Annotated in this window: 7 protein-coding genes; 5 read left to right on the top strand and 2 right to left on the bottom strand. The window is 55.4% G+C overall.

Annotated features, from left to right (window positions below; all coding sequences use genetic code 11):
* Positions 1-109: 109 nt before the first annotated feature.
* The gene (locus L1Z78_RS12450) at positions 110-463 is read right to left on the bottom strand and encodes a DUF3085 domain-containing protein (RefSeq protein WP_234641796.1); all 354 of its coding nucleotides are present in this window, start codon (positions 461-463) and stop codon (positions 110-112) included.
* A gap of 582 nt (positions 464-1,045) precedes the next feature.
* Here L1Z78_RS12450 and L1Z78_RS12445 point away from each other — a divergent pair.
* On the top strand, positions 1,046-2,743 hold the full coding sequence (locus L1Z78_RS12445; RefSeq protein WP_234641795.1) for a KAP family NTPase: 1,698 nt from the start codon (positions 1,046-1,048) through the stop codon (positions 2,741-2,743).
* Positions 2,744-2,795: 52 nt separating this feature from the next.
* Here the strand turns inward: L1Z78_RS12445 and L1Z78_RS12440 are convergent, their stop codons facing one another.
* Positions 2,796-6,896, bottom strand: a complete 4,101-nt coding sequence (locus tag L1Z78_RS12440; protein WP_234641794.1) for an autotransporter outer membrane beta-barrel domain-containing protein — start codon at positions 6,894-6,896, stop codon at positions 2,796-2,798.
* 175 nt (positions 6,897-7,071) lie between these two features.
* Here L1Z78_RS12440 and L1Z78_RS12435 point away from each other — a divergent pair, with 175 nt between their 5' ends.
* From L1Z78_RS12435 to L1Z78_RS12420, 4 genes are all read left to right on the top strand, one after another.
* Positions 7,072-8,139 carry a hypothetical protein gene (locus tag L1Z78_RS12435; protein ID WP_234641793.1) on the top strand — a complete coding sequence of 356 codons (1,068 nt, stop codon included), beginning with the start codon at positions 7,072-7,074 and terminating at the stop codon, positions 8,137-8,139.
* Positions 8,140-8,697: 558 nt separating this feature from the next.
* Positions 8,698-8,979, top strand: a complete 282-nt coding sequence (locus L1Z78_RS12430; protein ID WP_234641792.1) for a DCL family protein — start codon at positions 8,698-8,700, stop codon at positions 8,977-8,979.
* A gap of 20 nt (positions 8,980-8,999) precedes the next feature.
* Positions 9,000-9,917 carry a DUF1837 domain-containing protein gene (locus L1Z78_RS12425; protein WP_234641791.1) on the top strand — a complete coding sequence of 306 codons (918 nt, stop codon included), beginning with the start codon at positions 9,000-9,002 and terminating at the stop codon, positions 9,915-9,917.
* 5 nt (positions 9,918-9,922) lie between these two features.
* Positions 9,923-12,013, top strand: coding sequence for a DEAD/DEAH box helicase (locus L1Z78_RS12420; protein ID WP_234641790.1), 2,091 nt, complete (start codon positions 9,923-9,925; stop codon positions 12,011-12,013).
* The last annotated feature ends 13 nt before the right edge of the window (positions 12,014-12,026 follow it).

Raw genomic sequence — 12,026 nt, 5'->3', positions numbered from 1 at the left:
AGGCGGGCCACAGGTGGCCGCAGACGAACGGGCAGGCGCGGCGATGGCCGCGCTACGCAGAAAACACGGCCCCCATGAAGGGGGCCTTGAGAGGGCCGGGGTCGCCGCGCTACACCGACGGCGCCACCGCTAGCTTTAGTTGCGTGGCAGAGGCAGACAGCAGCAGGTCGTCCGTGCTGTGCAGGATCCGTTCGAACACGCCATCGGTGGGGTTGAAGAACTCGCCGAAGTCGTCGCCGCCCAGCTCGTTGCGCGCCAAGTCCCACCAGTCATCGAACGGGTCGGTGTCCGGGTTGCAACCCTCCGCATAGGCCAGCAGCTTGACGCGGCCATCGGGGTGGCGCTCTGCGTGCTCGGCGAGGAAGTACACGCCCTGGTCCTTGGCCAGGACGACGCGGCAATGGTTGGCGATGGCTTCGGCCAGCACGGGGCGCAGTTCGCAGCCTTTAAATCGCAGTGCCATGGTTGAAATCTCCTGTATGGGCAAAGAAAAAAGTCCTCCACTCAAATGAATGGCAGGGTTGATCAGGTGAAAGCATCCGCCACCAAAGACGGCTGGCCGCTCGCGATTGGATGCGGTGCGAGCTGGCACGGTCACGCAGTGGCAACTGCGGTGCAACCTCGAAGACCGCGGGTTGCCTGGCATGTCGCTGACGTCGTCAGCAGGCATGGGAGCAAGGGTCGGCTGTCGCAGTCGGCCGGGCCAGGGGCAATGTGATGTGCCCAACGGCGCATTGGTCAGGGCGTAAAAAAGCACCAGGTCACTGAAGGGTGCGGACTCCAGATACTGACCACCCGCAATGGCGGCACGAATAGGTTGCGCCACCGTCCTCCAGGCCCCGTTCATTGGTCGATCCGCCCACTCAACGCGCCCACAGCGTCGTACACGCGGAGCGTGCTTTGGACTGTGGTCAAATAGGCGTTGGCGCTGCAATGGGTTTGCCCGGCAAACATTTGTTCAACCTACTTAGGTGGTAAATATTTCGGCCCATACAGGCACGCCATGCCCGTTATTTTTGTCACTTAAAGGAAATGGATTACCCCTATGAGTAGAGAAAAAACCAAAGAAAGCTTGCTGCACTACCTGCACGATGATCAGGTGCGCGTCATTGCGTTGAAGGGTCTTTGGGGCACCGGGAAAACCCATCTTTGGGAGGAGGTGAAATCGGGGTTCCCCGCGATGAATGAGAATAGTCATTTGTATGCCTCCTGCTTTGGCGTGGAATCGGTGGAGCACATAAAGTCCACACTGTTTCAGAGTTCTCTGGGGAAAAAAAGTGAGGCATTGTCCGGTCTAAAGCGCTATGCCGGAGCCGCCATCGATGTAACGGAAAAATTGGCGGCAAAGTGGCTGCCGGGCGGCGAAGGTCTGGCGACGCTTATGGGCAGTGTCAGTGGCCTGGTGCAGGCGACGCTGATCGACAACGTCTTGCATGACCGCTTGATTGTCCTGGACGATATTGAGCGGCGTAGTGACGGCTTGCCTGTCGAGGCACTGCTCGGGTTTATTGATCTGTTGAAACGCAATAATTGCAAGATATTGATCATCCTGAATGAGGAGCCCATTGAGAAAAGCCACCTCGATGATTGGCGCACGCTGAAAGAGAAATGCGTGGATCGCGAGATTGCCCTGCTCACGACGGCTGGTGAGGCGGCAGACATGGGCCTGAGTCCAGATGTGCCGTTGCGCCTAGCAATTCGTGGCGCCCTGATCAAACATGCGGTGACTAACATTCGCGTGGTTCAGCGGATTGACCGAGTGGTCAGCACCCTATTGGAGGGTAAAACAGAACTTCAGGGGGTGGTTGAAGAAGAATTGTTGCCCGCTATCGTATTGCTGACAGCGCTGAATTTTAATGCCGTGCCTGGCGGCCCCAACCTGGATTTGCTGGTTGCCGAATGGACTGCGTGGTGCATGCAAGGCAACTACGTTGGGGAAAAATCCAAAAGCCCAACCGCTGCCGCCGCGTTCGCACTGCATGCAAAGTTGTCCCGTGACATCGATTTTCTGAACTTGGTGGTCAAGCATCTATTAACCGGTCATCGCTTGCAGGATGAATTTGATTTGCTATTCAAAGCGCGTCAAAAGCAAGCGGCCTCTACCGCCGCAGAGGCAGCCGCCATCAAATACATCGAAAGTGTTTATTTTGATCCAGACATGAATGATCAAGATTTCATTGCGCTCGCCGAGCGCTACCAATCAGCATGGCAGCAACTGTCCGCCGACAAAATCAGTGCAATAGCCATTGATTTGGAAAAACGTGGCGCAGATCAATTGGCCTCTGAGATCGTGGAGCAATGGGCACAGCGTAGACGCGGGAGACCTCAGCTTTGGCTGAGTAGCCTGCATCCGGTAGATAACATGCATCCGATTGTTAAAGACACACTCATTGACGGCAATCGGCAGCTTTCATCTCCGCCTACCTTGCTTCAGGCCGTAAAGAACGTATGCAGTGGTGGCTGGAATCCCGCTGATGAACAGGTGATCAATGGGGTGAGTGAGAACGACATGGTTAGGGCAATCTGTCAGGTCGACCGAGAAGGGTTTTCCTCCTTCGTCTATTTTTATCATAGGGAGATCACCAATCCGCTACCGAGGGCCGAAACCAAGGGCATATTCGCCGCTGGAGTGGCCACCTTTCTTAAGGCCGCGCGGCGGATTGTCGATGAAAACACCTCACCTCGGCGGGTTGAATTGCTGCAATTGCATTTTGGCGAGCATCTTAGAAAGCCCGGCATTTGAGGGTAATTCGTGGCGCCACAGGGCGAATCATTGGCCGCAACGCGTCGTCGCGCTAAAACCGCCAGGTCACCCCCACTTGCCCTGAAAGGCCCCGCCAACTTGGCCCCCCGAGGCTCTGCTCGGCCGCAAGGCGGCCATTGAGCAGCAGGTTCGGGTGGACGTGGCCCTCCACCCCGACTTCCGCGCGCCATGTGCCGCGTGGGCGCTCGCCGAAGAAGCGCACGGCGCCCTGGGTCGGCGTGGCGAAGTCGGTGGCGCCGGGGCTGCCCAGCTGGCGTTGCACATGCAGGCCCAGCCAAGCCGTGGCGGGCGCCGCGCTGCGCGCGCGCAGGCTGTGGTTAAGGCGCCCACCCAGGCGCAGCTGGGTGGATTGGCTGGGGGCGAACCGCACGCGGCCAGCGTCATCCGCGCCCTGGCCGAGGGCCAGGCGCTGGTGGATCAGCTGCGCCTGCGGTTGCCAATCCCAGTGCTCTGCGAGCGCGAAACGTTGCCCGGTCTCTAAGGAAGCGGCCAGGCCATAGCCACGGGTGTTCAAACGCATACCGGCGCGGGAGCGGCTGGCCAACTGGTAGTGGCTGCCTTGCAGCACCGCGTCGAGGTAACCACCCTGGCCATTACTCAAGGTGCCGGTCAGCCCGAGGCTGTAGGCCGTGAGGCGATTGCCGCCGGCAGGTGCGCGGCGCTGTTGCGGGTCGGTGTGTGCGGCCACGCCATGGCTCGTACCGTATGCCGCGTAGCCAGCCAGGCGTGCCGTGTGCGACCCCTGGGTGATGGCCAGCAGGTCCAGGCCGAATTGCGCCGCGCTGAGCGTCGAGCGCTGGCCGTTGGCCGCGAACCAGTCACGCTGGCTGATGGTGCGCAGCCAATGGTTGGGCTGGGGGTCAAGCGCCAGGTCGGCTCGCGCCCCACGGCGCTGATGCAGGCTGCCCAGCAGGGTCTGTTGATCGCGCAGCGCTTGCCCTGGCGCGGCGCTGTACAGGGTGGTTTCCGCGCGGTAGTTGGCTGGCCCGGTGTCGGTGCTGGAGCGCAAGAACCAGTCGTCGGGGGCATCCGCGCCGCCGCGCTGCAAGCGGTATTGGTAAGGGCCGGCCAGCACCGGCTGAGCCAGGCTGAAGGCGTTGGCCGTGGTGCTCGCGCCATTCACCGCGAGCACCACCGGCAGGCCATTGCCCAGGGTCTGATCACCCAGGCCACCGGCATTGCTTATAAGCAGTGAGGTACTGCCAGTGGCGCTGCCGCCATCGATCAGCAGCCGATCGCTGACCGCGCCACTGCCGCCCAACACGCTGTACAACGCCACCACGCCGCCCTGGCCGGTAAGCTCGCGCACGCGCAGGGTCCGGCCGCTCAACATCGGTAGGCCGGGCTCGGCAAAGCCAATCTGCCCCGCATGCTGGAGCCGGTCGAGCCGCGAATCGGCGGTCAAGGTCCAACTGCTCAGGGCGTCCACCGCCAGGTTTGGCCCGTTGATCTGACCGCGCAGGCTGGCACCGTTACGCAGAGATAGCTGTGCCGTGGCCTCACCCGTCACCTGGCTTTGCAACTGGGCACCGCCGTTGCCGCCATCCAGCAGCAGTTGCCCGCCTTGCAGGTGGGTGCCCCCGCGATAGCGCGTGGCGCCGTCCAAGGTCAGCGTGCCGTCGCCGCTTTTGCGCAAACCGCCAGAACCTTGCAATACCCCGGAGAACCGCGAGTCGTCGCGGCTGCTAGCGTTGTGCACGGTCAGCTCCGCGTCGCCCAGCAGTAGCATGCCGGCACCCGCCAGGCGTTGCGCGGTTTGCCGGTAGCCACCGAGGTCCAGGGTGGCGCCGGCCTGTACTTGAATCGCGCTACTGTGGGCAAACACCTGGTCGGCGCCCGCGCGCAGGGTGCCGCCGGACACGGTGGTGGCGCCGCTGTATGGGTTGTCGCCGGCCAGCACCAGGGTGCCGAGGTCGCTTTTGTCCAGGCCACCGAGACCGCTCAAGGGCGCGGTAATCGTGGCGCTGAAGGTCGCGCCCCGCGCCGTGCCGTCGCCGACCCGCAGGCTGTGCTGGCCCGCCAGCAGGGTCAGGGCTTCGCCTTGGAGGCGATAGCCATCGCTGGCGAACTGCATGCCCGCCGACAGCACGGGGCCCTGGGCGTGGCTCAGGGTCACCTGACCGGGCTGGCCCGCGAAGATGGCGAAACTGCCAGGGTCGTAGCGGCCATTGAGGGCGCCGCTCGCCTCGCTCCAATTGAGGTCGGTGCCTGCTTGCCAAATGCCGGTGCCACCAGAAATGCGCCCGTCGAACGGCTGCCCGCCGCCATCCCACCAGCTCAGCGCTTGTTCCGCGCGATGCAGCAGGTTGACCTGGCCGGCGATGCCGGTGCTGATCTGATCTTGGCTGCCGCCGGGCACAGCGCCGAGGGTCAGGCCGTTGTCGAGCAACCGCCCGCCATACTCAAACAAGCGGTACACGCCAGGGCCAAATGCTCCGCCTGGGCTGCTGCGCACTTTGAGGGTGCCATCGAGCACCAGGTCGCCACGGACCAGGGTCAAGTCATTGAGTGGCCCACCCGCGCGGTTGGCTTGCCCCAGGCGATAGTCGAGCAGCGCCGATTCGCTCAAGCTGAGGTTGCCATCGATGGTCAGCGTGCCGCTGGGCGCCAGGGTGCCATCGATCAGCGCATTGCCGTGCAGGGTGCCGCCGCCCGCCAGGGTGCCTGGCGTGTCCACCCGCACATCGCTGGTCAACTGCCCGTCGAGGCGCAACACGCCGCGTTCGACCCGGCTGGCGGCGAAGCCCCCGGTGCCTCCGAGTGTCCAGTCGTCACCGCGCAACGTTAGCTGGTCCATGGCCACAAAGCGGCTCAAGTCCTCGGCGCCGCTGCCCAACAGCAGCAGCGCATCGAAGCCCGCACCACCACGGACTTGGCCCTCTAGCCGTGAGCCGCTATCGAGGGTCAATCGGTTGCGGCGCTCGGCAGCCGCGTCGAACACGATGGCATCGCCCGCCGTGCCGCGAATCGTCCCTCGGTTGCTGATGCTGCCGTCGCCGCCGTTGAGCGCGATACCCGTACGCCCCGTGATCAGCCCGGCGTTGTTGACGGTGATTGGGCCGGCATCCGTGGCGGCCACCGCCGCGCCACTGTAAAGGCCGTAGACGCTGCCTAAAATGCTGCCGCTGGCCAGGTTGTCCACCCGCCCGCCCGCCGTCGGCTCAACCCCGCCAAAGTACACCCCGGCGCCACTGCCCGCGAACCTACCGTTGCCCGCGACGAATTCATTGGCGCTGGCGCGCAGGGTACCGGCGTTGAGCAGGCTGTTATCGGTGCTGGCCACGCTGCGCACGTAGGCCAGCGCGCCGCTGCCGGTAATTTCCCCGCCGGCTTGATTGACGATGCGCCCGCCGCCATAGGACCAGACCCCGGCGCCGGTACCGCCGCGTATGCTGCCAGCGTTGTCCAGGTTCAAGAAGGTGTAGCGATCGCCACCGGCCAGCGCCGAGTGTTGCCCCTGCACCGTGGCGCCCGCCTCGTTATGGATCGTGGTCAAGCTGTGGAGCAGATCAACGCCATTACCGCCAAGACTCTCGATCAGTGCGCCCGTTCGATTGCGGATGATGTGGGTTGCCGGGTCGAACGCCGCCGTCCGCAGGACGATGCCGAAGCGCCCACCGCGCAACGTGCCGCCGTTGTCAACGGCCGCGCCCTGGGCGAGCTGCGTGGGCGAGATCACCAAGCCGTCATAGGTGCCCTCGATCAGGCCCTGATTGTCCAGCACCAATGGCCCGTGACTCATGACCGCCGACAGCCCGGAAATAGCCGCGCCCACGCCGTTGCTCAAGGTCAGCCCTTGATTGGCGAGAACGCCGATGTGTGTGCCACGGATTTGCCGGACGTTGCGCAGGCCGCTCTCCCCTTGCAGGTGAACCGCAAAGTCGCCGGCAACGTCCCCTTGGTTGGTGATCCACCAACGGTCACCCGGTGCGCCGATCAAGCCCGCCCCTGCGCTGGGCGCAATGGACACGCCATCGGCAATCAGCACTTGCTCGCCGGGCTTGCGCAAGCTGACGGTGCTGCTTTGATCGGTGTCCAGCACCTGGTCGAACGGCTGCGCCATGCCGGCCGCGCCGTATGCGGCCCATAGCGCCAGTGTCAGCGTGCCGCGAATGCCGAATGTGGTACACATGGCGTTTCTCCCCGAGAGCGTGGCAAGTGGGGAGAGACGGTGCCGCAAACGACTGTGCGGCCGCTGTAAACAAAGGGCTTGTGCTTATGGCGGTTTGTGCGAATGAAGTGCGAAACGAATATGAACGTTGGCGCAGTAGGTTATATAAAATACATGATGGAGTCAGTGATTCATTATGACGATCGAAGAAAAAAAAGCGTTTCTCAAGGCCCATGTTTTTAAAAATGGCGAAAACTTTATCAGCCCTGAGTCTTGCGATTGCCTGACGTATTTGAAGCTGATGAGAAATGGAGTTCAACTTTGTCAAAAATACAACAACGAGATTGACTTTCTTCTTGTCGACGGCAGCATGCGGCAAGCGGTGGCAATTCATAATCCTAAAGTTGTCGTCGTGTACAAGGGGTTGATCGAACATATACTTCGACTGGCGTCGATGATCTGCGCCACATTGGATGCACCGACACCCCGACCCGCAAATTGGATTGCGCCGTGGCGCACCTTGGGGTATGAGGATTGGTTGAGGTCCGGTGGATTTGATTTGAAAAATAAGGAATACTGGTGGCTTTTTTGTGCTGAGCACCGCCTGTGTTTTGACTACTATGTGGAGAACCTATTCGAATTTGTTGTTCTGCATGAAATTGGCCATATTTTCCACAAACACGGATGGAGAAGGACTGTTAGAAAAAATAGCAGCCTAGTTGTGCATGATTGCGCCACCAACGTGCACCAAAGCAATAAAATTAATGATGATATTTCTGCGGATGAGCGTATTGCCGCACATGCAAGAGAAATTGTGGCTGACACTTTTGCTTTTAATCAATTGGCCAAGAAGTGGCGCCAACTTCAAGAACAATATGGCGAAGCCCCTAGCCAGCATGGCGCAATGCTTGAAGCGCTTATAAATGCGTTGCTACTTGGCGCACCGTTCTTTTGGAGCTTAGGTGTTATACACAGGATGAATGAGCGCACACAAAAAAATCCCTACCCAACACATATGTTTCGCCTGCATGCCGTGGAAAGCGATGCATTACGCTTGGCTCACGAGTGGGGCACCCCACATGGATCGTTTATTCTAAATGGAACCATGAAGTCCAATACCAAATTAATAGCCGATATTACCGGCGATGACTCGCATCTCTTATCGCGGTTGGAGATGAACGAAGAAGTCCACGGCAGCCACTACAAGCTGATTATTGAAGAAAAGCATAATTGGGAAAATTTTCCTGAGTATTCGCATCGCTGACAGAGCGAGCGTAGGCTGGTTTGAGGTGTTTCAGCGACCAGCCGTGAGCAGCAGTTGTGACGCCAACCTGGAACTCGATAAGTGCACCCGCTCCGCTGCTCCAGAACTGGCGTGAGCGGACCCACGTACAGGCTATTGCGCAAGGCTCCCGCAGCCCTCCGTGCGACCTGAGCGGGAGAGGCTCAAAAGCGCAGTTGCACGCGCGAGACAATTGGTACGTCTTTTTTTGGCTGACACAGCCCACAACAACCCGCTCCGTCCTGGGGCCGACTGGATGCAACATCAGTATTGCCGATCAACTCCAATGCAGCTGTGCAACTGAGGGACACGCGTCCCATCTGAGCAACACAGGTGGCGATCCTTGAGCAGTGCACTGCGAAGTAAGCCCACAGCAGTCTATTTCGCGTACTATCCGTATTTATGAATTTTGCGATCTTGTTTGCAGTGACGGGTTTGCTCTCATGGACAAGCAAGGAGCGAGACGGTTGATCTAAATGGTGTTGGCTGATTTTATCATTTTCAAAGGAGGAAACTATGGCCAGAGGAAAACCCGTAATCTTGAGCACCATCACGTTTGACAACCAAACTTTAGCTCATTCTTTCTTTCAAGAAATGCTGCAACGATATGTACCGGGAGAGCGGGTTTCTTCAGCGGACACAGTGCACCTGGTGGAACTATTCAAACGGCATCCACAATATTCTAGTAAAGTTGGGCCGGGTGTTAATTATTTTGAAGTTATGCCAGAGAAATTTGGAAGCCAGTGTTTCTGCGCTGTTTTGAAGAGTGGTGCCAAGGAAGGATTTTCCTATAAGAAGTGCGTGACCCAGCGAAATGATTAAATACTCAAGCGGATAAGTCGATGGAATTTGAAATTTTAATCAATGACCGATATCTCAATTTATTCTCAGACACTACGCTATCCCCCGTCGAAAACAAATCAATAATTAGTTTATTAAACGATTTTGAAGATGAAAAATGGCGTGGTGAAAAGTTTGAGAATTTCGTTTGGGACAACATAGCCTTAACTGCGTTATCGGCAAAAGAGCGCGAAAAGCTTGCAGGCAAAAGTGGCTCAACTCTGCGACAAGCCGCAAAAAATCTGCGCCTGACAGACAAAGAAGGCGACAAGGGCAAAGGCAGTGAGTTAGCCGAAATTGTGCTTTATGGAATAATGCACCACTACTATAATGCGTTACCTGTTGTTCCCAAGATTTTTTATAAGCAAAATACGCAAGACAATGCAAAGGGTGCTGACAGTGTCCATATCGTTCTCGAAGGCGACAAGAATTTTTCACTTTGGTTTGGAGAGGCTAAATTTTTTAACAGCATTGAGGATACGCGGCTGATATCCATCGTTGAATCAGTCGGCAACTCTCTTAAAACCGAAAAATTAAAAAAGGAAAACAGCATTATCACCAATATGGCTGATATTGACCGATTGGTTGAGGATGCAGAACTGGCTAATGCAATAAAAAGCGCCTTGGCCGCTGATACGTCGATGGACGTTATCAAGCCAATATTGCATATTCCCATTCTTCTTCTGCATCAATGTTCGTTAACTGCAAAAGCCAAGGAAATGAACGATGCCTATCGGGAGCAAGTGCGAAATTATCACCTTGAGCGTGCGACCGCCTATTTCAAAAAACAAATAAATTCGCTATCCCAAAGCATTACTAAATATGCATTGGTAAAATTTCACGTTATTTTATTTCCTGTACCCGATAGGAAGCACTTGATTGATCGATTTTCGAATGCCGTTGCGCACCATAAGGGATAGTTGCCATGGATGTATTCGCCGAATGTGCTGCGATTAATGATCTGCTCCAAAACAATGACGATGCCGGGGCAAGAAATCGATTAATTCGATTGCTTGACAGTCTTGAAAAGCAAGAAAAAAACTATAACCCACTCATAAACCATCTTATCAGGGATTCGGGCTTATATCCCTATCTTGAGCCGGAAACCGCTTCCTGGCAAGATCGGTTTGTTTTTGAATCATTTAAGGTTGATATTGGCCGGAATACCCATGCAACGCTTCATAGTGAACAATCACTAGTATTGAAGCATTTGTTGAATGGTGAAAATATCGCGGTTAGTGCACCGACTAGTTTCGGTAAAAGCCTAATCATTGATGCCTACATTGCTATAAAAAAACCAGCGAACGTCTTGATTCTAGTCCCCACCATTGCATTGACGGATGAAGTTCGGCGACGACTGAGTAAAAAATTCTCTTCCGAGTATAAGATAATAACAACATCGGAAGTCGAGTTGGCGGAAAAGAACATTCTAATTTTTCCACAAGAGCGAGCAATTCATTACGCAGAGAAATTGAAGCAGCTAGATTTGCTCGTTGTAGATGAGTTTTATAAAGCAAGTCGGGAATTTGATAAAGAGAGGTCTCCAGCTTTATTGAAAGCGATGCTAAAGCTGGGTGAGCAAGCTGTACAGAAATATTATTTGGCGCCGAATATTTCTGATTTGAATGTGAATCCATTCACTAAGGATATGGTATTTCTGCGCATGGATTTCAATACCGTTTTCCTGGAGAAGCATGACCTCTATAAAGAAATAAAGAAAGATATCCAAAAGAAGAACGATGCACTACTGAATATACTTGGGAAGCAAGAGTTAAAATCGCTCGTCTACGCAGGAACCTATCCAAACGTTGCCAGTGTTGCAACGCTTCTTATTGAGAGTAATCAAAGAGAGTGCGGCAAGCTACTATCCGATTTTTCCACGTGGCTCGCAGAGAATTATCACCCTAACTGGAATTTAACCAATCTGGTGAAGCGCGGGGTCGGGATACACACGGGGCAGCTTCATCGCTCACTCAGTCAGATACAAGTCCGCTTGTTTGAAGAAAGAGGAGATGGGCTGCAAACATTGATATCAACCACCTCGATCATCGAAGGAGTTAATACATCCGCGGAAAACGTGATTGTCTGGAGCAATAAAAAAGGCAATCTAAAACTTGACGACTTCACCTATCGCAACATTATCGGGCGTGGTGGTCGGATGTTCAGGCACTTTATTGGCAAGATTTACATTCTTGAAGAGCCGCCCGTATTTTCCGAGACTCAGCTGGAGCTGACGTTTCCTGATGAATTACTGGCTGACGTCGATGATGAAAAGTACAAGAAAGAACTGACGAGGGAGCAGTTGGCCAAACTTCTTCAATATAAAGAAGAGATGACTTCGATAATGGGTCAACAGGTATTTGATGAATTAAGGAACGAGGGGGAGCTGATTTCCAGCGACACAGAGTTGATTGCCGCAATCGCTCAAGCAATTAAAACCGATCCTAAGCTTGTGCGAGGGCTTGCAACCTTGTATTCACCGACCAATGACTACTGGTCTTGGATACTTTGTAAAATTCTAAAGCTGGTTCCGGGCGGCTGGGACACTGCTTATGGCAAGTTTGCAGAGTTCATTAGAGTTTTGTCCAGTAATTGGCATCTTTCAATCCCAGAGCTTTTGGAGCAATTGTCCGAGCAGGATATTACGATTGAAGAATTTTTTAAGATGGAGCGCAATGCAACGTTCAAGCTCACGGCGCTGCTGAATGATATTAACGTTATTCAGAAAAAAATAACGCCAGAGCACGGTGTCGATATATCGCCATTTATCGCCAGGTTATCCAAAGCATTTCTACCATCATGCGTCATGGAATTGGAAGAGTATGGATTGCCTCGTATGTTATGCAAAAAAATTCATCGCTCGGGATTAATAGACTTCGAAGATGAGGCGTTTGATCTTCACTCAGCCATTGAGCTTCTTCGTACTTTAAAACAAGAGATAGTTGAGGAAATCGAAGAGTTTGATAGTTTTGATCACTATGTTTTAGACTATTTTTTCGATGGTATAGAGGCATAATCGTAGACAACAA

Source organism: Delftia tsuruhatensis (assembly GCF_903815225.1).
Classification (GTDB): Bacteria; Pseudomonadota; Gammaproteobacteria; order Burkholderiales; family Burkholderiaceae_C; genus Comamonas; species Comamonas tsuruhatensis_A.
Note: the sequence above shows the minus strand (reverse complement) of the source record. Positions and strands in the feature narration are given on the sequence as shown.

Bases quoted from the DNA above. Each gene is read 5' to 3' on its own strand.
- L1Z78_RS12420 (WP_234641790.1), top strand. From the start codon at position 9,923: ATGGATGTATTCGCCGAATGTGCTGCGATTAATGATCTGCTCCAAAAC.
- L1Z78_RS12450 (WP_234641796.1), bottom strand. From the start codon at position 463: ATGGCACTGCGATTTAAAGGCTGCGAACTGCGCCCCGTGCTGGCCGAA.
- L1Z78_RS12445 (WP_234641795.1), top strand. From the start codon at position 1,046: ATGAGTAGAGAAAAAACCAAAGAAAGCTTGCTGCACTACCTGCACGAT.
- L1Z78_RS12425 (WP_234641791.1), top strand. From the start codon at position 9,000: ATGGAATTTGAAATTTTAATCAATGACCGATATCTCAATTTATTCTCA.
- L1Z78_RS12435 (WP_234641793.1), top strand. From the start codon at position 7,072: ATGACGATCGAAGAAAAAAAAGCGTTTCTCAAGGCCCATGTTTTTAAA.
- L1Z78_RS12440 (WP_234641794.1), bottom strand. From the start codon at position 6,896: ATGTGTACCACATTCGGCATTCGCGGCACGCTGACACTGGCGCTATGG.